General features: G+C 59.7%; 25 protein-coding genes and 1 pseudogene. 4 read left to right on the top strand and 22 right to left on the bottom strand.

Annotated features, from left to right (window positions below; all coding sequences use genetic code 11):
* Positions 1 to 238 precede the first annotated feature (238 nt).
* From V476_RS08125 to V476_RS08210, 21 genes are all read right to left on the bottom strand, one after another.
* Positions 239 to 805, bottom strand: coding sequence for a tail fiber assembly protein (locus V476_RS08125; RefSeq protein WP_010439016.1), 567 nt, complete (start codon positions 803 to 805; stop codon positions 239 to 241).
* Between the two features lie 7 nt (positions 806 to 812).
* A complete protein-coding gene (locus V476_RS08130) occupies positions 813 to 2,273 on the bottom strand; it encodes a phage tail protein (protein ID WP_024961358.1) in 1,461 nt (486 codons plus the stop codon).
* 10 nt (positions 2,274 to 2,283) lie between these two features.
* Positions 2,284 to 2,883, bottom strand: coding sequence for a YmfQ family protein (locus V476_RS08135; protein WP_024961359.1), 600 nt, complete (start codon positions 2,881 to 2,883; stop codon positions 2,284 to 2,286).
* Entirely contained in the window at positions 2,871 to 3,911 is a 1,041-nt protein-coding gene (locus V476_RS08140) for a baseplate J/gp47 family protein (RefSeq protein ID WP_003372716.1), read from the bottom strand. The genes V476_RS08135 and V476_RS08140 overlap by 13 nt, the downstream gene beginning before the upstream one ends.
* On the bottom strand, positions 3,901 to 4,299 hold the full coding sequence (locus V476_RS08145) for a phage GP46 family protein (RefSeq protein ID WP_003394886.1): 399 nt from the start codon (positions 4,297 to 4,299) through the stop codon (positions 3,901 to 3,903). The genes V476_RS08140 and V476_RS08145 overlap by 11 nt, the downstream gene beginning before the upstream one ends.
* Positions 4,296 to 4,808 carry a phage baseplate assembly protein V gene (locus V476_RS08150; RefSeq protein WP_003372720.1) on the bottom strand — a complete coding sequence of 171 codons (513 nt, stop codon included), beginning with the start codon at positions 4,806 to 4,808 and terminating at the stop codon, positions 4,296 to 4,298. The genes V476_RS08145 and V476_RS08150 overlap by 4 nt, the downstream gene beginning before the upstream one ends.
* A complete protein-coding gene (locus V476_RS08155; RefSeq protein ID WP_024961360.1) occupies positions 4,805 to 5,932 on the bottom strand; it encodes a phage baseplate assembly protein in 1,128 nt (375 codons plus the stop codon). Before V476_RS08155 ends, V476_RS08150 begins: the two co-directional genes overlap by 4 nt.
* A 3-nt stretch (positions 5,933 to 5,935) precedes the next feature.
* Positions 5,936 to 7,360, bottom strand: a complete 1,425-nt coding sequence (locus V476_RS08160) for a DNA circularization protein (protein WP_024961361.1) — start codon at positions 7,358 to 7,360, stop codon at positions 5,936 to 5,938.
* Positions 7,357 to 9,516 carry a phage tail tape measure protein gene (locus tag V476_RS08165; protein WP_024961362.1) on the bottom strand — a complete coding sequence of 720 codons (2,160 nt, stop codon included), beginning with the start codon at positions 9,514 to 9,516 and terminating at the stop codon, positions 7,357 to 7,359. The genes V476_RS08160 and V476_RS08165 overlap by 4 nt, the downstream gene beginning before the upstream one ends.
* On the bottom strand, positions 9,516 to 9,722 hold the full coding sequence (locus tag V476_RS28580) for a hypothetical protein (protein WP_103689574.1): 207 nt from the start codon (positions 9,720 to 9,722) through the stop codon (positions 9,516 to 9,518). Before V476_RS28580 ends, V476_RS08165 begins: the two co-directional genes overlap by 1 nt.
* Positions 9,647 to 9,943 carry a phage tail assembly protein gene (locus V476_RS08170; protein WP_003316280.1) on the bottom strand — a complete coding sequence of 99 codons (297 nt, stop codon included), beginning with the start codon at positions 9,941 to 9,943 and terminating at the stop codon, positions 9,647 to 9,649. Before V476_RS08170 ends, V476_RS28580 begins: the two co-directional genes overlap by 76 nt.
* Positions 9,940 to 10,287 (bottom strand): phage tail tube protein, encoded by a 348-nt coding sequence (locus V476_RS08175; RefSeq protein ID WP_003316279.1) that lies wholly within the window; start codon positions 10,285 to 10,287, stop codon positions 9,940 to 9,942. Before V476_RS08175 ends, V476_RS08170 begins: the two co-directional genes overlap by 4 nt.
* A gap of 60 nt (positions 10,288 to 10,347) precedes the next feature.
* Positions 10,348 to 11,844: a phage tail sheath subtilisin-like domain-containing protein gene (locus V476_RS08180; RefSeq protein WP_024961363.1), complete on the bottom strand. Its 1,497-nt coding sequence runs from the start codon at positions 11,842 to 11,844 to the stop codon at positions 10,348 to 10,350.
* Positions 11,845 to 11,862: 18 nt separating this feature from the next.
* The gene (locus V476_RS08185) at positions 11,863 to 12,051 is read right to left on the bottom strand and encodes a DUF2635 domain-containing protein (protein ID WP_002551914.1); all 189 of its coding nucleotides are present in this window, start codon (positions 12,049 to 12,051) and stop codon (positions 11,863 to 11,865) included.
* Positions 12,048 to 12,638 carry a phage tail terminator protein gene (locus V476_RS08190; RefSeq protein ID WP_003316276.1) on the bottom strand — a complete coding sequence of 197 codons (591 nt, stop codon included), beginning with the start codon at positions 12,636 to 12,638 and terminating at the stop codon, positions 12,048 to 12,050. Before V476_RS08190 ends, V476_RS08185 begins: the two co-directional genes overlap by 4 nt.
* A 46-nt stretch (positions 12,639 to 12,684) precedes the next feature.
* Complete coding sequence (locus V476_RS08195) at positions 12,685 to 13,023, bottom strand: hypothetical protein (protein WP_003394900.1); 339 nt, start codon at positions 13,021 to 13,023, stop codon at positions 12,685 to 12,687.
* On the bottom strand, positions 13,004 to 13,393 hold the full coding sequence (locus V476_RS08200) for a hypothetical protein (RefSeq protein WP_003411734.1): 390 nt from the start codon (positions 13,391 to 13,393) through the stop codon (positions 13,004 to 13,006). The genes V476_RS08195 and V476_RS08200 overlap by 20 nt, the downstream gene beginning before the upstream one ends.
* A gap of 128 nt (positions 13,394 to 13,521) precedes the next feature.
* Positions 13,522 to 13,929, bottom strand: a complete 408-nt coding sequence (locus V476_RS28045) for a hypothetical protein (protein WP_146050769.1) — start codon at positions 13,927 to 13,929, stop codon at positions 13,522 to 13,524.
* Between the two features lie 123 nt (positions 13,930 to 14,052).
* Positions 14,053 to 14,883, bottom strand: coding sequence for a lipid II-degrading bacteriocin (locus V476_RS08205; RefSeq protein WP_024961364.1), 831 nt, complete (start codon positions 14,881 to 14,883; stop codon positions 14,053 to 14,055).
* A 15-nt stretch (positions 14,884 to 14,898) separates the two neighbouring features.
* Entirely contained in the window at positions 14,899 to 15,084 is a 186-nt protein-coding gene (locus V476_RS26835) for a Com family DNA-binding transcriptional regulator (protein WP_161780176.1), read from the bottom strand.
* Between the two features lie 266 nt (positions 15,085 to 15,350).
* Positions 15,351 to 15,794, bottom strand: coding sequence for a hypothetical protein (locus V476_RS08210; RefSeq protein WP_003422750.1), 444 nt, complete (start codon positions 15,792 to 15,794; stop codon positions 15,351 to 15,353).
* A gap of 189 nt (positions 15,795 to 15,983) precedes the next feature.
* On the opposite strand from V476_RS08210, the gene V476_RS08215 reads away from it, so the two are divergent.
* The 4 genes and pseudogenes from V476_RS08215 to estP all read left to right on the top strand — a co-directional run bounded on the left by V476_RS08215 (position 15,984) and on the right by estP (position 19,387).
* Positions 15,984 to 16,595, top strand: coding sequence for a LexA family protein (locus tag V476_RS08215; RefSeq protein ID WP_024961365.1), 612 nt, complete (start codon positions 15,984 to 15,986; stop codon positions 16,593 to 16,595).
* 152 nt (positions 16,596 to 16,747) lie between these two features.
* A complete protein-coding gene (locus tag V476_RS08220) occupies positions 16,748 to 16,996 on the top strand; it encodes a DUF1654 domain-containing protein (RefSeq protein WP_024961366.1) in 249 nt (82 codons plus the stop codon).
* Between the two features lie 121 nt (positions 16,997 to 17,117).
* Positions 17,118 to 17,360 (top strand): pyocin activator PrtN family protein, encoded by a 243-nt coding sequence (locus V476_RS08225; RefSeq protein WP_003316268.1) that lies wholly within the window; start codon positions 17,118 to 17,120, stop codon positions 17,358 to 17,360.
* Positions 17,361 to 17,465: 105 nt separating this feature from the next.
* Positions 17,466 to 19,387, top strand: a pseudogene (gene estP, locus V476_RS08230) (esterase EstP).
* A gap of 72 nt (positions 19,388 to 19,459) precedes the next feature.
* Here estP and trpE read toward each other — a convergent pair.
* Complete coding sequence (gene trpE, locus V476_RS08235) at positions 19,460 to 20,941, bottom strand: anthranilate synthase component I (RefSeq protein WP_003422740.1); 1,482 nt, start codon at positions 20,939 to 20,941, stop codon at positions 19,460 to 19,462.
* Positions 20,942 to 20,972: the final 31 nt, after the last annotated feature.

The following is a 20,972-nucleotide window of genomic DNA, read 5'->3' on the forward strand; positions in this document are numbered from 1 at the left end:
GCGTATTAAGAGAGTGCTGTTATTACGGGATGACGATTTATGTGCATACCAGACGCCTCTGCCGATAACGCCTGAGTTAGCGATGCGGAAGGTCAGTGCTGTGTGGCGTTATGAATCACGTTTTATTAACGACTCAGCACCTTTTGTATGCAGAGTCTGTGAGGATTTGGCACGCGCCTAAAAACGCACGCAGCGGTCTCGAAAAGCGGGCAAAAAAAAACCGCTCTCGCGGTCATGTCTACAGGGCAGTTGTATCCGAGGGCGGTGAAGGCCATTTGATCTGGAGAGGGTAATCCGGGGTTTGCTCGATCCGGTTCAGTTCCACGCTATAGCGTTTCCATTCAAGCAAACTTGCCTTCTCCGCCTCGGTGGCATCTCCCAGTTCTTCGGCATACTGCAACGGGGCGATACGTGTAGCTGCGTCCTGCAAACGCTGGTCACGAACCAGCAGAGCAGCGGAAGCCAAAGCGGCCTTCTGCGCTTCGGTATCAAGAACCCAGTCCCCCTCTCTCCATACATAGTATTTGCCAGGCCATTGCTTGGTAGTGAGCCTTTCAGGAGGCTCACCCAGACTGCTCCATTCTTCCTCAGAGCCGTCGTTTATTCGATACATAGGGCCTCGACGATCCGCGACCTGTTGCAGCTCATTATTGACCATCGTCCAGGCAAAGCCCGTGTTCGGCGGGTTCAGCAACTCCGGCAAGCTCACCGCATTGCTGGGAGTTTGCTCGCCCAGCCCAGGGATAACCGGTAATTCGACAGGACCGATAAGGGCCCCGACATCATCTATCAAGTAAGTAGGCATAACGTCCTCAGATCAGTTTGATACGGCCGGGATAGGCCATGTTGCGGCTACGGAAACGAATCCAGTTGTTCATCGGTTGCTGGTCTCTCATTACAGTCGCCACAACGCCGTTGTCCGTTGTTTCTGGCAGATATGCCGAACCGCCAGCCGGGACCAATGCGCCTGGCGGCAACAAGCCACCCGGGCCTGTAGAGTTCAAGCGCCCATCCGCCTGCGCATGACCGCTGCCCAGCAGGTAGGTGCCAGTCTCTACATCAGAGCCGCTCCACTCCTGAGCCACCGTCCTGAGCCAAGTGCCGTCCTGCCAAGAGCCGGCGACACGCGACGCATCGACCCCACGAGACTCATCCAGTACCCGCAGGAACTCGCCCCTACCTTCAGGCCCTCGAAAGGTCAGGGCGCCGTCGCCACTGCTCCATCCACCTTCCTTGCCGGTACGAGCTGCTTCGGTGTAAAGCATCCCGGACTTTTGCGCGTGATCCCAAAGCCACGGCCAGTCGGCGCGATTAAGAAGCCCACCGTTCAACGCTCCATATCCTCCTGGGCTGAACGATGTAGTTGTCTCGAAAACAGGTCGCCCCAATGGGGTGCTGTCATATCGACCTATTGGCCACCAGCTTCCAGCAGCATCGCTGCGCAGGTGCCACCAATCGCCAGCCCCCATCAGAACCAGAAAGGAATAACCAGCAGCATTTAAATGGGTGTGGAACCTGATCTTTTCCCCGGCACTTGCATTCACGGTCAGCCGGTTGCCACTGCTGTCGATCCTGCGAACAATGACGTCCTTGACGCCTAGTGCCGCATTTGAAGAGGGCAGTGTGAATGCACGATTGCTGCCAGTAGCATCCAGTAGCAGCAACTCCATCTGGTCTCTTGTAAAAACTGTATCGGTATTGAAAGAGAACACTTTTTGAGAGTCGACCTCCTTTACCTCTGTGATTTTGCCGCGCTTGGTGATGTAGATTGCGTCAGTGTTAAAAACAAGCTCTACCCACTCCGCCGCATTGAGCTTCAAGGTATTGCTGCCGGCACCGAATAGAGAGATGACCTCAGCACCATTGGCCTTGATAGTTGCCGCTGCTGGCGATGCGTTATGAAAGGTTATCGACTTACCTACCACTACGTTCGCCTTGGGAGGCAAGGTCAGCGTGATGCCCCCAAGGTTGATTCTGTGCCAATGCCCCGCCGCTCCGGGCAGCAGAGTTTCAGAAGCGGTGTAGCCAAACCCGGCACCTTTGTAGGCCTGCCTGACCTGCGAACCAATCTGTGTAATTGCGGTTGCGAGCTGGTCTGTTCTGGTTTCATCAGGCTGCTCACCACCGGCTGCCATCGCATTCAAAATCTCCTGCGTCACCGAGTTTCCCCATGCCGCAGGAATAAGCGAACCGGGCATGCCGGTCGCCGGGTTTTCGTCTACAAACTTGCCGCTTGCCAAGCCTACGCCCGGCACACTCTTGGGATAATCCACATTGTGTTCCTCAGTTGAAGTTTACGAATTCGACGCTGTGCGCCGGTGCTGCTCGACGGATCAAACATTCGATTGCGAGCCCGGGATTCACCCCGAACCGCTCGCCCCAGTAGCTGGCCCCGAAGCGTCGGCCCAGGCGCTGGCGCCCGCCGGTGTTCAGGGTCCACATGAATTGCGCGCTCCAGGTGCCGAAATACGCCTGGCCAAAACGCGAACGCCCCATACGGGGCGCTCGGTGTTCGGTCACGGTGGCATCGGGGTAGCCCTGGCTGATGGCAATGTCGATGTAGAACGCCGCGTTCTGCCCTCCTGTCGCCACAAGCCGCTGGCGCACCGACAGGCGCCGGTCTGCGAACAAGGGTTTGAGCCCCAGGCACGGATCAGGCAGGTTCATCACCCTCTCCCAGTCCGGGACCAGTTCGCTGACGGTGGCGGGGTCCATCTCGTTGAGCAGGTCGAACGCGCGGCCATCGATGCGTGCGAACTCGCGGGACAGGCCGGTAATGACCTGCTGCAATTCCGGCACCCGCTCCGGATCCCATGCGGGACCGGGTGGCAACAGCGCCTGCAGTTGTCCGGCGTAGTGTTCGGCGGTTCTTATGACGACCATTGAATACCCCCGAACGTGAGCAGCTGGTTGGCCGCGGCAGTAACATTGGCCACTGGCGAAACCAGCACATGATCGGTTTCGCCCGTCGCGCGGCTGATGGCCTCGGCGATGTGCGTGAGCAACAGGGTTTCGCCCAGTCCGCCCTCACGGTTGTGCAGGTCCAGCAACTGCGCCTCGACCGCCGCCCGAACGGCGGAGGTGTCCGGGGTGAGCCGGATGGTGTAGACCACCGGTTTCTGCACCGGCGCCAGCACATACACATCAGCCGTGACCGGACGCAGCGGCTCGATATACGCCGCGACCGCGGCGAGCTGCTCGGCGTCAGGAATGGGATCGGCCTGGTCGTCACGCATGAAGAACACCGCTACCGTCCCCGGCCCCATGAAACGGCGCACACACCAGGCGCGCGTCACGCCCGGCACTTCCAGCGCCCAGGTCACGTAATCATCCTGATTGCCGCCATGCGGGATGACCCGGTAGGAACGCACGACACGCGCACGCAACGACTCGATACTTTCCTGCGAGATGCCGCCGGAAAGTCCGTCGGCAATGACGGTGAAGGTGCTGTCGATGCCTTCGACCGGTTGCACGGCAGTCATCACCAGACCGGCATCCGCATTACCCAGAACACCGGCATCGACTGCTTCGACCGTGGTGGTGTTATTGCCCGCAACCGTGGTGACGCCTTTGGTGACGCGGTAGAAGCGTCCATCACTGAACTGCAGCACAGTGTCCGCATCCAGCACCGCGCCGGCTGCAGCGGTAAAGCGCACCGTGCCGGTGGCGGCCTGTGCCACCTTGCGCGGCTGCCTCAGGCGCAGGATGGCTTGCCGCTCGAGGGTTTCCTCGTCGGCGGTGTCCGGCAGAATCTGGTCGGCGATCCAGTCCTGATAGCCGTACAGCCCATAGGCCGCACCGCTGTGTGCGCGGGACAATACCCGAGCATCGGACTGACGCAGCGCTTCGTCGGCGAGGTCGACCTGGGTTCGGTTGATCAGCGCCGGTAACGTAGGTGTTTCAAACGGCATAAATCACCTGCCACTGTTCAGAAGGGTTGAAACGCACGAGCTGACCGTCCGAGACGACCAGCTCGACGCCCAGGTTCAGGCGGTTGCTCTGAACCTGTTCGGTAAGGATGTTGATGTGCTTGACCTGGCCATCCTCGATCAGCCAGTCGAGCGCTTCGCGGGCATAGAACTCGGCATCGCGCTGGGTCTGGGCAGTCAGCCTGACCCGGCGCAGCAGCCACAGCCTGGAACCGATTCGGTCATTGGCCTGTGCCGGGTAGGTGTCGCCCCACCAGCCATAGCGCTCGGCATCGTCGAACGGGTCGTCCGCTTCGGCACGCCGCCAGGTGAACAGGCTGATGACCACCGAGCGCAGCAAGGACGCCTGCAGAGAGCCTTCGATAATCATCCGGCACCTCCAACGGGCGGCCCGCTCTGGCCATTACCGCCCTGCACGTTGCCGTGCAGATGGCTGATCTGGCTGATGCCAGCGGCAAGCTGGTCGCCCTGGGAGACGATCTTTCCGGTCTGGGTGATCTGTGGAGTGTCGAAGTTCACGGCCACCGTCGCCTTGATGTTCAAGGTGTCGGTTTCAATGTCGATGACCTTGCCGCGCTTGAGGTGAATCTTGTCGCCCTCGTCGGTATAGATCGCCACTTCGCCGGACTCCAGCCCCTTGAGGCGATAGCGCCGGTCGGCCACCACCAGCAGCAGACCGTGCGACCGGTCGCCACCAATGAACGCGGCAATGCCCTCGGCGCCGGCCAGCGGGTTGCTGGTGAAGCCGTAGGGTTCGAAGTGCTCCATGTCGTCCTTGACCTCTCCGGCGGTGAGGCGCATTTGCAGCGCCTGCATTTTGCTGCTGGCCCTGGCGAGCACCACCGTGCCGCGCACCAGCATGCGATTGAGTAAGCTCATGAGGTTGTTTCCTCGTCGATGGGCAGCAGCCAGGAGTAAGCGTCCTGGTTGACCTGCACCTTGCTGCGCTTGTTGGGGTCACCTGGCTCGGCCTGGAAACCTTCAGGCGGACCGACCACCAGTGTGGTGATCGTGCCTTGGTCGCTCAGCGAGTAGGTCACGGCTGAAATCAGCATGTTCCGGCTCGTAAAACCAATAACCGGATCGATCACCCGGACCATGGTGTTGTGCCGCCAGAGCGCCCCGTTGGACTGCCGCCAGCCCTGGACCTTGTAGGTGGTGAGCAGCGCCTTGCCGGCCCGCTGACCACGCTCCCAATTGGCGCGACTCAGGGCGAGCTTGGGGGTGATCGGCGCATCCTCATGAACGACCAGTACGCGAAGACGCTTTTTATGCGCGGGGTCGTCATGCCGGTCATCCGTGACTTCTGCCGAGACCTCCGACGACTCCTTGCCGAACGTCTGGTCATTACCAGTCTGTTGACCGATGACCCGGTACTCGGAAAAAAGCCCGGAAAAGTCCCGCGCGATGACGGCGCTCAACACATTCTTGCCGAGTTCGAGCGCGTCTGCGCTCTGCCCGCGACTGCCCGGCCTGGCCAGCACCACATTGCCGTATTCGTCATCGGTGGAAAAAATCCGGAACAGGGTCAGCAGCCGGTCAATGGACTTGAACACGGTTTCGGCAGGCTCGATGGTGTGATCGGCCATCTTCGAGGTTTCCGGTATTTCGCTGATCACCGACAAACCATAGGGAGCAGCCAGCGCCTCAACGATCTTCAGCACCCCCACCTCCTTCCACTGACTCGGCCTGTTGATGGCCGAACAGTCGATGAGGTCGGCGGTTTTCGAGCGTCCGGAAATCTTTAGCGTGACTTGCTTACCGTCATAGCTGATCGGCGCGGCAAACACCCAGCCGGTCAGAATCAACTCGCCGCCGATACGCACTTCGCACGCTGCGCCGGGCGTGATCGGATGCGAGATTTCAGTGCCCGGCCACTGCCAGGTAATGCTCACGTCAAAGCTGCGCGCCTGACGCTCGATCCCGGCAGAGATTTCCACCGACTTCCAGCCGGCATAGTCGTGCTGGTCAACGGTCAGGGTGACAATGTTAGGGTCGATCATGGGTCACTCCTGAGCAATCTTCAGCGTGCCGGGCGGCACGAACCCCGGGTGGGCCAGCCGATTGCGCTGCACCATTTCCTGCGCCCGGCTGGCGTCACCGAATCGGCGATAGGCCAGCACCAGCGAGGGCAAAGACTCGGACACTTTCATGTCCACCAGACGTACGCCGGAGGCCGCCACCGCGTTGAGGTGCCTGATCAAGGCCTGACGCAACGTGTTGAGCGCCAGGTAATGTTCAGGGTCAGCTTTCAACGACGCTTCCCAGATCGCCGAGCTCAGCGTGTCACGCAGTTCGATCACATCATCGGCAACCGGCACATCGACGCGTTGCAGCGCTTGCGTCACTTGCTGATCCAGCGACGGCACCACCGTGAGCGGCATGACGGTCGTCGCAACCGGCATGCTCGCGACGATTTTCGCCACCTTGACCAACAAAGCATCCTGAACCAGATTGGCCGCGGCCTGAGCCGTCACGCCGGTGTCCCGCCCGCTGCTCTGACTGACCAGATTGATGCCGGACACCGCTTCCGCCTGTTGCGTGGCCTCGGAAATCACCGACCGGTAATCGACCGTTTCAACAGAGTACACGCCGCCATTGCTGCCGGACCTTGCTGCCGCGCTGCTCGCAGCGGTGCCGTTACTGCCACTCGCGGATCCGCTGCCTGAGCCGCCCCCTGTCGAGCTGCCGGAACCTGACCCGGCATTCGTTCCGGTACTCGCCCCGCCAATACTGCTGGTGCCATTCGCTCTTCTGGCTCGACGACTGTCACCGTCGAAACTGGCGAAGAACGTGGTAAACAGCGTGCTGACCGTCAACGGCGCATTAACCAGCGAATGCACCAGCGCGGTGACATCCGAATAGATCGTCATGAACGGTGTGAACTGCCGCTGAATGGTCGCGAATACACCCGACAGGGCGCTGCGCAGCGCCTGAATATTGATACGCACAGCGTCCACTGTGGCCATCACCGAGCGGTAGCGCCTGAGCGCCGAGTCCAGCAGGCCCTCGGACGCGCCCAGCAACTGCCGTCGCGTATTGAGGGTCGACACGGGAAACTTGAGCGGGTTGGCCGGATAGAATTTCAGGTCCAGCCGGACGAGTCCGCCTTCGCTCAGGTTGTGTGTGACGCCACATTCGCCAACCTGGACCTGCACGCGCCCCAGCCACGGATGCACCAGCTCGCCGGCACCCTCCTGCTCCAGTGCCTGCAGCAGTCTGTCTCGCTGTTCGAAACAGTCGGGACCGACAATGAACCCCGTCAGCGTATGCACTTTCGACTGTTTGCCCAGCGACTCGAAATAAGGCTCGTCGCGTTGTGGAAACTCATGCAACTGCCCCTTGCGGCCTGCCGGGACGACGGCTTTTTCAATGAAAAAACCGACGCCCCGGAAAGACGCTGGCAGCAGGCTGTCACGCCATGTACTCATGATCCGGCTCCTGCGCCGAGGGTTCGATAACCGACGTTTGGCGATATCGTCAAACCCGGCTGGTTGGTTTGCACTTGCCCGGCACGCATGCCCGGCGGCGCGTTTTCAAAGCGAATGTTGAGCTCGCCCTCAAGTCGCGGGCCGGCCCCGGTTGCGCCCTGCTGCAACAACAGGCTGCCGGGGGCCAGCGGGGTGGGTACGCCGAGCAATTGGCTGGTCGACGGCACGCCAGTGGCCTGATTGAGCAACTGCTGATTCATGCGAACGTTCTCGACGGCACCGGCCGCCAGAAACGCCCCGGTCCCGCCGCCTGGCCCTGCGTTGCGTATCCGCTGTTCTTCCGCGAACTGATTGGCCTTCTCGGTCGCCCGCTGCAGGACGGTCTTATTCGTGTCGCCACCAAACCAGCTCATGATCGGCTCGATGAATGGCTTGATGTCCGCCCACAGACCTGCGAACCAGGTTTTGATCGGCTGCCAGTTCTCGATGACCATGCCCAGCGGCGAAAAACTGAACAGCGTGGCCAGCACATCGGTAAACGGTTGCGCCTCGGCCTTGATGGTTTCCCATAGCCCGGCCAGGTACTCGGACAACGGCTGCCAGTTGGCCACGACCATGCCCAGCGGCGACCACGCAAACAGCGTTTGCAGAAAATCGAAAACCGGCGTGGCCAGCGCCCTGATCACGTCCCACAGCGCAGCAAAGAATTCGGTCAGTGGCTGCCAGTTGGCTGCGATCATGCCCAGCGGCGTCCAGGCGAAGACCGCTTTGAGTACATCCCACAGCGCCATCACCGGTCCGCGAATCGCCTCCCAGACCGCCTGAAAATAAGGCGCGACGGTCGACCAGTTGGCGATCAGAAAACCTGCCGCCAGCGCGAGGCCGCGCACGATCAGGCCGAGCGGGGACATGCCCATGACCGCAGCCAGCAGCCCGGCGGCACTCGTCGCAGCGAGAACGGCGACTTGCAGTACGCCGAAAGCAATCGCGGCGCCCACGACGCCCTTGATCACCTCTGGATGTTCGGCCGCCAGCGCGGCGACCTGAGAAATCATCGGCCCGATCACGGCCATTGCGTCGTTCATCGCCGGCAGGAACATACTGCCGATATTGATGCTCAGACGATCGACACGGTTGGTCATCTCTTTGATGGCAGTGGCCGTGGTCTGGGAGTTGTCTGCGAACTCCTTCTCGATGGAGCCGCTGTTTTGCACGCCCTCCCCGACCTTGGCCAGGTTGGACCTGAGCACATCGAGGTGGGCCAGCAGCGGCGTGATCGCGCCCAGCGATTCGGCACCGAACAGCTGCGTGATGACGTTCGACTGTTTGCCGGGATCAACACTGGAAACCGCCGTCAGAACCTTTTCAATGGTCCCGGACGGGTCACTCTGCATGCCTTGGGTCAGCTGGTTGACGTCGAGCTGCAACGCCTCGAACGCCCCGGCTTTCGCCGCGCCCCCTTCAATCAACGATTGCATGAAACGCTTCATGCCGCTGGCGGCCACATCGGCCGGCACATCGACGCTGGCCAGGGTCGCACCCATTGCCGCCAGTTGCCCGGAGGCCATCCCCGCAACCGGCCCGAGCGGGCCCATTGCAGTGACCATGGTGGCGATTTTCTTTTCCAGGTTGTTGCCGCCGAGCACGTTGATCTTCTCGGACAACGCCGCGACCTGCGGCTGAGTCATCTGAAACGATGACCGCCACGAGGCCATCATGTCGCCCGACTCGGCCGCTGTCTGATCGAATGCGACGCCCATTTTCACGGCGTCGCTGGCAAACCCGGTCAGTTCTTCGCGCGGTACATTGGCCTTGGCACCCGCGGCGACAATCGCCGCGATACCGTTGGCGCTTTCCGGCAGTCGTTCACTGAGGTCCAGAATGTCGGAACTCATCTGCTGGAACTGTTGCGGTGTTTCAAAGGTGACCGATCGTTTCACGCCGGCCATGCTGGTCTCGAAACCGATCGCTGCCTTTACCCCGGCAATCAAGGGCTCTGCCAAAGCATTGCCCTTGATCATCTCGCCCACTTCGACGTTCCCAAGACCAGAGCCTTTAAGCCTGGTCTCGAAGCCTTCAACGTTGTTGCGGATGGTTGCCAGCGTTGGAGACAGCTTGTCGACGCCGGTAATCAGCGTCTTGATAGTGTCTGCCATCACTCCCCCTGCAGGATCTGGTTGATGCGTTGCGTCTGCAAGATCGACTCGGTGATGACGTCCAGCTCCCTGGACATCATCAGTTCGGGATCGGTCTTCCAGAAGTACGCGAGGTCGTAAACGACGGCGATCAGTCCTTCGAGGTCGCTGATGCCGCTGCCATGAAAAAACTCGCAACCTTCCAGCTCAGCGTGTTGATGTCGCACAGGTCCATCTGATTGACCGACGAGGGCGGGATGCCGGCGCAGACGGCGATGTACTTCGCCGCCACGTCCAGATCCAGAGAAACTTCCTCGTTCTTGTCGATCCTGTACGGCAGGGCCTTGATGGCCCGCGCTTCCTGCGCAGTAGGACGCCGGAATGTCAGTTGCGAAAGGGTTTCACCGTGCGCTTCGATCGGGCTGGCCAGGTCGATGACTTCACTCATTGCCAGCTCCCCTGATTGCCGTCGAATTGCAGTTCGATGGTGCCGTCGTCAGCCTTGCTGCTCGGCTCATCGACCAGGTAGGCGCCGGACAGGACGTAGGTTTTGCCGTTCTTGAACTCACAGGTGATGGTCATATCCACACCGGTAGTGAGCAGCTTGAGCGGCAGATCCGCGGTATGCACGGCGGTGAATTTCAACCAGGCAGCCTTTTCGGTTTCCTTGTAGTAACCAGGCACGACCGTCTCGCGCTTGATGTTCATCAGAGGCGCTTCGCCGCCGCCGCTGATGGTCAATTGGGTGCCATCCACTTTGATGTAGCAGGTACCCGCAACTTTCTGACCCATGTTGTTTATCTCCAGAATGAAAAAACCCGCACGAGGCGGGCTTGAAAGGGTTGGTTAGGCTTATGCCGCTTCGTCGTACTGCAAGCGGAACTGGTTGAGCAGCGCGAACACGCGCAGGCCGTTGATGTAGTCAGGCGGGAACATCACGTTCACGCGGCTTGGGTCATTGCCGTCACGCTCGACGATCAGGTGCTGGGCGAACGTTTCGGCGTTCTCCACATGACCCTCTTCTTCAAGACGTGCGTATTGCGCAATCAACTCGCCACGGATGGTGCTCGGCGTGATGATCGGCTGGCCGGCACCGAAGCGCGTGCCATCGTTGGCCAGCTTGTGGCGGCCGTACTTGCTGGTGATGATGCCTTGCAGACGACGGATGATGAACGCCGACTGGTGCATGGTTTCGCTGTCCAGGTACGAGTTGTCCGCCTGGCCGTAAGCGTTCTTCTGGTAGGTGGTGATCGAACGCTGAATGCGCACGTAACCGCCTTCGTAGTACGCCGTGGCGATGCCGTAACGCAGCAGCGACTCACGCTCGGTCAGGGTGAAGCGCTGACTGGCCGGAGCCGGATCGATGCCAGGCATGGTGCCGCTCTGGGTAGGACGGCTGGCGTCGGCAGAGATGAACACCGCCGTGCGCGCAGCCAGTGCAGCGGCTTGCAGCCAGACCGGTTGCGGAACACCGTTTTCCACACCCTGCAGGGTGATGTGCTGATCGTTGCGCAGTTGACCTGCGGCTACCAGCGTACCGACCGTGCCGCGCTTGGCGCTGTAAACGTGACCGTACAGCTGACGCGCCCAGCTCCAGCGACCGGTGCTGTCGTCCATTGCCGCTTTCCAGGCATCCAGCGTGGCGGTGTCGGTCCAGGGCATGCAGATGAACTCGAACGGCTCATCGCCCAGCGCAGCCAGTGCCTTGAGCTGATCAGGCGTACCCACGCCACCAGTCATGGCGGTGACTGCCGCCGTCAGGCCGGCAGGAATGACTTCGCCATTGGTCTTGCCCTGGCGATTGAATTCCAGCTGGATGTCATTGCCGCTCGCCCCGCTCCATTTGCAGGAAAGGGTCAGCACACCCGCTTCGACAGCCGCGGTGATCGGCAGGTCAGGCGTGGCATTGATCTTCACCGACAGCGCAGTAGCAGCCTGGGCATCGGTTGCACCATTAACGACAGTGGCCTGCACTCGCATGCCGCCGACATACAGGTTCAGCAGACCGGCTTCGGTCGCCGCCCCGGTGAGGGTGACTTTCGCGCCGGCCTTGGCGCCTTCGGTATTGAGCAGCGGCAGGCACCAGACTTCGCCGGTGGGGTCCGCCTTGCGCCAGGTTTCATACATCGAGGCCAGCATGGAGCCCTGACCGCCGATGTTTTTCGCCAGCGCCACACTCGGCACCAGCACCAGAGAACCCAGTTCGGGGCCGGACACATCGTCGTTGACCTGCGCAACGATCAGTCGACGCATGCTGGCCGACGCGCTGTTGGCGGCCGAGTTGTCCATCTCCGCATAAAACAGCGGAACGCGAACATCGGATGGAATGTTGTTAAAGCTGATAGCCATTGTTTGGCTCCCTCTTGGTTAAGCCGTGAAGGCTTGATGGGTGGTGGTGGATTGCTCGGTTTGAAGGGTGATGTCGCCGTCGTTCTGACGACGCTGCCACCAGGCGTTGAAGGTCACCTGCCGGCCTTCGACGGGCAGCAAATCGCCCGCCTCCGGATCCGGCACAGTGCGGCCCTCGGCCGGTACTACAGTGATGCGTTGAGTCATGGGGTTACCTCTGCTGTGAACTTCGCTTCGATACGGCCATCAGGGCCGGGGGACTTCAGGTTCGGATCTGCGGGGTCAACGCAGTCCATCTCAATGGTGGCGCCGGTAAACCCGGGCAAACCATCCAGATACGCTTCGTGCCAGGTCTCGGCAGGCTGATCGGAGGTGTTGCGGCCCAGTTGAAACTGCGCTGCAAACCCGAAGCGATACGTCACCCGGTCACCGCTGATCTGCACCAGCGCGCCACCGGTGTACTGCATCGCGTCGTAATCGTGATCCGGGTTCCAGCCCACCAGTGCACGCCACAGTTCGGCGCGCAGGGCATGCAGTTGCTCGCTGGCTTCCTGCCCGCGTTTGTCACCGCCATCGAGCACCACCACGACATCGATCGTGTCGGTGATGCTCTGGCGGATGACGTTCTGCAAATCGTTGGCGGTGGACTGATCGCCAGTGGCAATCACGTACGCCGACGGGTGAGCGAGCTGATCGCCGAGGGCGACCGCAGCCCAGTCGATACCGGCACTGATTCGCCCGGCAAAGCTGGGGCAGGTCGCCTGCAAATGGGCAACTATCGGGGTTATCTTCATGAGGGGTTCCGCGTGTGTTGAAGGTTGATTGCGGCGTGGGAAACGCCTACTGGTTAGCCTTGCACAACGCCTCATCAGCCTTGTCTGCAGCACGGCTGGCCGCGTGAGCGGCCTGATTGGCAATCGATGCAGCACTCTCGACCCTGTCCGCCACCTGGGTAGTGGTTTCGGCCAGCCTGTCCAGGCGCCGGTCGCGCTTGCCCAGTGCTGCGTCGTAGGCATTGCGAACCTCGGCTAGCTGCTGCGTATGCTCGGCATTCGCCGACCACTGCCCGGCCTGAAAACCGAGCATCAGGCAGCCAGCGATCAGCAGCATGGAAATCAGCCAGATTTCCAGGCGCCGCCACCAATGACGAGCGATGAAATCAATTGCGCATCTGTGCATCGTTTGCACCTCCGAGTTGAGATCGAAGCCGGGCGATTTCAGCGCTTTGCGTGGTGACCTTGTCGGTGAGCTGGACGATGTGGCTGGTGAGGGCTTCAATCTTGCCTTCCATCCGGCCAACCGCGGCAGCGAGCTCGTTGCGCTCCTTGGCGAACTGGTCAGCCCGCGCTTCAGCTTCCTTGCGCGCCTGGCGCTCGGAGTCGAGCAGCTCATTGAGACGGCGAACCGTGCCGATGTCCGCGTTGTCCATCGCCCGGTCTGTTGCATCTCTGGAAAGAAACTTGCGCAGCCATAAAAAGCCGCCAAGCAGAATTGTGCCCGTGCCGCCCAGCCAGGTAGCTGTGCCTGGGCCTAGGTCGGTTGGGTCCATGGGTACTCCAGATACGAAAAAGCCCCGGCAGATGCCGAGGCCTGGGATAGCCGTGCGTGTCAAATCAATGTTCAACTGCACGTAAAGCAGAAACTTGAGCTCGAGAAAAAAGCACCTGAAATCAGACGCTAGCCCAAATCTTTCTTTTTTGAAAACAAGGAATAAGCACCGAGGGTCGATATCAGTGATAACAAGCAGGCAAAGACTCCACTCAGTGAATCCAAAGCGTAACCGGCGCTTACCAACGTGGCGAGACAGGTCGAGAGCAGCAGAGGCGCGAAAAGAGCGAATCGAATCACCCTCCCCATTCTGCTGACACTGGAGGTGAACCACTCTAATAATCTTCCGGCCACAGCCAGGAGAAAAGATAGGGCTCCAAATCCAACAAGCGCAACAAAGTAAATAGCCACCGGTGGCAGCCCATAGGTATCAGAAGGCTGTAGCGGATTTTCACTGCTCCCGCTAATTGATAAGCCTAAAACACCTAGAGCGAGTGGAAATGATAAAAAAACAAAATTCCTGCGCAACGCAGCCATTGTCAATCCCTATGAAAAGAGGTCCGAACGACTAGAAAAACAGTTCACGCCTGCCTGTCTTTTTTACAGATCAGTCAACGCTGGCTACGCCACTGCTTAAGCACTACCTGTCATGCCTTTGGCCTAGTTGCCACTGACCGTAACCGGCAACGAACCGGGAATTTCGATCGAGTACGGAGTAAACGGAACGGCACTCAACACCGAAGTAAGATTTTCACCCAGCCATCCCCGATGATTGGACGGATTGGCATCGTAGACATCATTGAAGGCGCGAATCTCGCCCGAGAATGTCCATGCTCCACTCGAGCTTTTATCAATAGTTCCCACCAGCCTGAGTGTAATGTTCCCCAGCGTCAGCCAAGACGCGTTGGAATCCTTGCCGACATCATAGGCGAAGTTGACATCGAGCGAGCTGGTGCCAACTGGGCGTGCGCTCTGGATAGCATTCATTACATCAGGGATACCACGGATATCGACGTTAAGCCCGACATTTTGAATGGGGAACATAACGGGTGCGCCCAAACCAAACATGCCATGAGCCAGTGCATGAAATGGTGTCATAAGGCCCCCAGATAACACATGGTTGGCTGGCGGATACTTGATGATATGTTCGTTGATCTGCTGAGTTCTCCCTATGTCAGTCGCGATTTCGTTGTAAGCCGTTCGAAGGTCGCGCCCTTCAGCCTCACGCTGATCGGCCGCTGCTAGGGTCTTTAAAGCAACCCTGGATTGAATCCCGAAGCTGTCTCGCATCGCTTGATCCTGAAACGTGGCAAGGCAGTTGGGGCTGCAATACAAATCACCCTGAAGAAGCAGCACAGTCGCTACAGGATTCTGCATACCCCGCGGAAAGCTTTGACCAGCACTAAGATCTTGACCACGGTAGGTACCATTACCGCCGGTACTAATCTCAGGATAAGGGGTGATGTACGTCGGAGGAAGCTCAATGGGCATTGGTTTTACCTTTTATTAGTTGATGTTCGCGGAGGATTCCGCTTTTTTGTGTAGCCTCAAAGGCGATGACTCATGGCTCGCGGCCTTCACACGACTCAGCGCTCCGCATCGGGAAGACTTGATCTGGAGCTCAGTATGGTCACCCATGCGAGTCAGCAGTTTCCAGCACTGCCCGCATCGAAAGTCTTTCAATATGTACATTGGCCTCCGTGTGTCTGACCCAATAAAAAACCCCGCCAAGGCGGGGTTCGAGGTGGGTCGCGAGTGACCGGTTGTGGCTGTTGATCAGCCTGTTTCCGGCTGCTGCCCTGGGGCGCAAATCGCATATCGTGGGACCTTTTTACCCCCCTCCGGAAAGCCTGGGAAGGGGCAGTTTCGGGGTGGGTCGAGTTTGACCGGAGTTCAACACGAGTTCGGCCACAGCTGTGCAATCGACCCGGATAAACGGCGTGAAACCGTGTCTTCATTCACCCTTGCGCAGCTTTGTCGGCGACGGCGTTGTTGCTTCTGGAAGCGCTGCGCTCGGCGAGAATCGCCAGCACTTGCTGGTGAAGCTTGTTGATCCAGTTGCGATAGGTGCGATCTGCGCCCTCATTAATGCCCACCAGGCGCATCTGCTCGCGCACTGGCAACGACTCGACATAACGCAATGTCGCCAGCTGGGCCAGTTCAGGCCCGCGGCTCTTTGCCGGGCTGCGTGACAGCTGCGCAATGGCCGCCTCCACTTCGCTGCTTATATAGTCCAGACCGCTGCCATTACCCACCAGCGCGCGCGAGCCGGGTGTGCGACGCGGAATGTACGCGCCCCATTCCATGATCCCCGCCATCGGGCTGCTCAGTCCGCCGCCCAGGCCGATGCGCATGCGCTGTTCACCCCAGTGCTGCATCACGGCTTCTATTTTCTCGATCATCGTGTCTCTCCTGTAGGACCTTTCCGAAACGCTGCGCAGCGTCTTTCGCTGCACAGAACCAAGGCCTTACAATACATTTTGTATTTTTATGACACAACGAAGCATTACATTATGTATATTGCTCAACACCCTACAGCCTGTATGATTCGACGCATGAACAGAAAATGGTATGAAGTCGCAAGACAGGTCATGGAAACCCAGGAAATCAGCCAGGAAGAAATGGCTGAGCGGATGGGCGTGACGCCCGGCGCGGTAGGGCATTGGCTGAATGGCAAGCGTGAGCCGAAGATCGAGGTCATCAATCGATTTCTGACCGAGCTGGGCCTGCCGATTCTCACCACCTCCATCCCGGCCAGCGAACCCGGCATGCACAACGTGGAGCCCACGGTGCAGCCTTCGCGTTTCTATCGCTACCCGGTCATCAGCTGGGTCGAGGCCGGTGGCTGGAGTGAAGCCGTCGAGCCCTACCCTGCCGGCTATTCGGACACCTTCGAGATCAGCGACTATAAAGCCAAGGGCAGAGCCTTCTGGCTGGTGGTCCGTGGCGATTCGATGACCGCGCCCGCAGGCCAGAGCATTCCAGAAGGCATGTTGATTCTGGTCGACACCGGAATCGAGCCCACTGCCGGCAAGCTGGTCATCGCCAAGCTGCCGGAAAGCAACGAGGCCACGTTCAAAAAACTGGTCGAAGACGCCGGACGTTACTTTCTCAAGCCGCTGAACCCCGCCTACCCGACCCTTGCGGTGACCGATGAGTGCAAACTGATCGGTGTCATCAGGCAGATGACGATGCGTCTCTGAATTCAAGCACGCCCGCCCAAGCCCCGATAATCGGGGCTTTTTCATGCGATTTGTTTCAGCCCTGGCATGTGTCCGTGTAGGAAACATTTGTAGCTTGCGTGAGAAACACCCCTCAATTACTGTATGCACATACAGCAAAAAGGAGTTCACTCATGCTCAAGCAGTTCCCCGACACCTCGCAACATGACGCTTACCTGGCCTTGGCACAGCGCATTCAGGACGCTATCACCGGTGACAAGGCCCAGATCGAGCATCAGGTCCTGCTGATCAGGGAGCCTGGCGAGTCGGTGGCCCACTGGGAGCGCATCATGGATCAGATCAGCGAGGCCGAAGGCATCAGCGTGACCCGCAACCCGGAAAACGGCACTGCTCAAGTGTCCTGGTACATCGATTCCCTGTGAGACGAACGATACAAATTGTATTTAAAATACAAACTGTATTGTCACGAAGCGCTACATATCGTATTGTTTGTCTGCACCCCATCTCGGGAGTACTCACATGCAAACCACAGGGAGTCATGGAATGAACGAAATACTGGATCAACTTCGCAAAGAATTCGCCACGCCGTGCCCTTCGCTGAGCGCCGTCAGAGAGCGTTATTTTTCGCACCTGTCGAACGACAGGAATCTGCTGCGCAAGATCAACGCAGGGCGCATCGACTTGAAGGTCAGCCGTACAGGCGGCAGTCGTCAGGGCCACCCCTTCGTGTATCTGCACGACCTGGCCAACTACCTGAGCGCCATCGTGACCAACAGGGCTGCTTGAGGTCAAAAAAGCACCGCCGCAGCGCGATAATGTTCATCGAACTTTGCAGTCATGAAAAATCTTGCTACGTTTCCGGTACAAAATAAAAACAATCGGGATCCTTTCATGACCAAGACATCGAGGCGCTGGCCCTTCGCGGTCTGCCTGTTATCGCTTGCCTGCGGCACCGCTGCCGCTGCGCCCTATTCAACCATGGTGGTGTTCGGTGACAGCCTGGCCGATGCCGGGCAGTTTCCCGACACCGCAGGGCCCAGGGGCTCCACGCTCAGGTTCACCAATCGTGGCGGCCCCACTTATCAGGACGGCAGCGGTGAAGCGTTCAACCTGAACTCGTCGACGCTGATCGGCAGGATGCTCGGTGTGCCGGCAGGAGATCTGGCGGCCTCGACGTCGCCGGTCAATGCTGCGCTGGGCGCACCCGATGGCAACAACTGGGCAGTCGGTGGTTATCGGACCGACCAGATTCTTGACTCGATCAATTCCCAATCCACCGTCGTCGACCCGAACACCGGCACATTGCTACGCAGCCGGACAGGTTACCTGCCCGCCAACAGTTTTCGCGCCGACCCCAACGCTCTTTATTACCTGACCGGGGGCGGCAACGACTTCCTGCAGGGTCGTGTGTTGAGTGCCGGCAGCGCCGCGCAAGCTGCCAATCAGTTGGCTGACAGCGCGCAAGCCCTGCAACAGGCCGGTGCGCGCTACATCATGGTCTGGTTGCTGCCGGATATCGGTAAAACGCCAGCCTTGAGCGGTTCGCCGCTGGCCTCAGCGACTTCCGCACTCAGCGCGGGCTTCAATCAGCAACTGGTCAGCCGACTGGCACAGATCAATGCCCAGATCATTCCGCTGAATGTTCCGTTGCTGATCAATGAAATCCTCGCTCAACCGGCACGCTTCGGGTTCGATCCCAACGAGAATCTGGTCAGTACCTGTTTCAGCGGCGACAGCTGCCGGGAAAGCACCACCAACGGCAGGTCCAGTGCGACGCCGAATCCGAGCCGGCTGTTCTTCAACGATCGCGTGCACCCGACCGAAGCCGGACAGAGGTTGCTGGCCGACTACGCCTACTCACTGCTTTCGGCACCCTGGGAAATCTCCCTGCTGCCGGAAATGGCCAATGGCACACTGCGCATGCATCAGGACGAAATCCGCGCCCAGTGGCTCAGCGACTGGGGCAACTGGCAAGGCGTCGGGCAGTGGCAGAGCATGCTTTCGGCAGGCGGTCAGAAAATGGACTTCGACGCGCAGGACAACTCGGCTGACGCTGACGGAAGAGGCTATAACCTGACCATCGGCGGCAGCTATCGATTTGCCGAAAACTGGCGCACAGGGGTTGTCGCCGGGGCATATCGCCAGAGTCTTGAGGCAGGGCCACGGGACTCGGACTACACACTCAATAGCTACATCGCCACTGCGTTCCTGCAGTATCAGGCCAACCACTGGTGGGGTGATCTGTCGGTGTCGGGCGGCAAGCTGGACTACGAAAATGCCGAGCGCAAATTCGCGCTGGGCGTCAGCGAGGGTCAGGAAAAAGGCGATACCGACGGCGAAATGTGGGCTGCCAGCGGGCGAGTCGGTTTCGACATCGCGGGCCCGACCAGCCGCTGGCATCTGTCGCCTTTCGTCAGCGCCGATTACGCGCACATCGATGTCGATGGCTACTCGGAAAAAGGCGATCGATCGACCGCGCTGACCTTCAGTGACCAGACGCGCAAATCGCGGCGTGCAGGCGTGGGTGTGCAGGGCAAATTCCAGGTGACACCGAGTACGCAGGTATGGGCGAAGTGGCCCATGAAAGGGAGTTCGAGACCGATCAGCAGGACGTGACCAAGGCGCTCAACAGCGTCCAGTCCGTCGGCTTCACGCTGCAAGGCTACACGCCGCAACGCGACCTGAACCGGGCCACGCTGGGTGTCAGCCAGAAGCTGACTCAGGACCTGACACTGCGCGGCAATTACAACTGGCGCAAAAACGACGACGTGACCCAGCAAGGGGTGAATGTTGCGTTGAGTCTGAGTTTCTAGACAGGCTGCTGGACGGCCTCACTATCGTGCGATGCTCCGCGTCCGCTTTGAGACGCAGAGCAGCAAGCCTGCTCAGTCCTCGGCAGTTTGCGAGGCCAGGGCTACGGCGCGGAACATGGCGCGGCGTTTGTTCAGGGTTTCTTCCCATTCCAGCACTGGCACGGAGTCGGCGACAATGCCGCCACCGGCCTGTACATGCAACTCACCGTCCTTGATCACCGCAGTGCGGATCGCAATCGCGGTGTCCATGTTGCCGTTCCACGCCATATACCCCACTGCGCCGCCGTAGACGCCACGTTTGACCGGTTCCAGTTCGTCGATGATTTCCATGGCGCGGATCTTCGGCGCACCGGACAAAGTGCCCGCCGGCAGAATCGCGCGCAGCGCGTCCATCGCCGTCAACCCGCTTTTCAACTGGCCTGTGACGTTGGACACAATGTGCATCACGTTGGAATAACGCTCGATGACCATTTTCTCGGTCAGTTTGACCGTGCCAATCTCCGACACCCGACCGGTATCGTTGCGGCCAAGATCGATGAGCATCAGGTGTTCGGCGATTTCCTTGTGATCGGAGAGCAGGTCTTCTTCCAGCGCGCGATCCGCCTCTTCGGTGGCGCCGCGAGGACGAGTCCCGGCGATCGGACGCACAGTAATCAGATTGTCCTCGACCCGCACCAGCACTTCCGGCGAACTGCCCACCACGTGGAAGTCGCCGAAGTTGAAGAAATACATGTAAGGCGTGGGGTTGAAGCAGCGCAGCGCCCGATACAGATCGATGGGCGCGGCGCTGAAATCGATGGACATGCGTTGCGACGGGACCACCTGCATCACGTCGCCGGCGAGGATGTACTGCTTGATCGTATCGACCGCCGCCTCGTAATCGTCCTGGGTAAAGCTGGAACGAAACACCGGGTCGGCCGCCGGCGGCCGGTCCAGATCAAGGCCACGGCGCGGCGTGATCGGCTGACGCAGCTTGTGCATCAGTTCATCGAGTTGCGCCACGCCACTTGCGTAGGCGTCCTGTTGCGCTGGATCGATCAGCACGATGGCGTGCATCTTGCCCGCCAGGTTGTCGAACACCACGACCGCGTCAGACACCATCAACAGGATATCCGGCACGCCCAGCGGGTCAGGGTTCGGGCAGTTGGCCAGACGCTTCTCGACATAGCGCACACAGTCATAGCCAAAGTAGCCCACCAGCCCGCCGTTGAAACGTGGCAGCCCGGCAATGGTCGGCACGTTGTAGCGCGCCTTGAAGGTCTCGACGAAGTCCAGCGGGTCTTCGACATCCAGGCTTTCGATCTCGACGCCATCATGGGTCACGCTGACGTGATGGCCATGCACGCGCATCACGGTGCGGCATGGCAGGCCGATGATCGAATAACGCCCCCACTTCTCGCCGCCCTGAACCGACTCCAGCAGGTAGGAGTTGGGCTGATCGGCAAGCTTGAGGTAGATCGACAGCGGCGTGTCGAAGTCGGCCAGGGTTTCGCGGGCAAGCGGGATGCGGTTGTAGCCTTCGGCAGCCAAACGCAGGAATTCTTCACGGTTCATGAGCAACCTCGTGGTTTGAGGACAAAACGGT

Origin of the sequence: Pseudomonas syringae KCTC 12500 (genome assembly GCF_000507185.2) — a bacterium.
In the GTDB taxonomy this organism is placed as follows: domain Bacteria; phylum Pseudomonadota; class Gammaproteobacteria; order Pseudomonadales; family Pseudomonadaceae; genus Aquipseudomonas; species Aquipseudomonas syringae.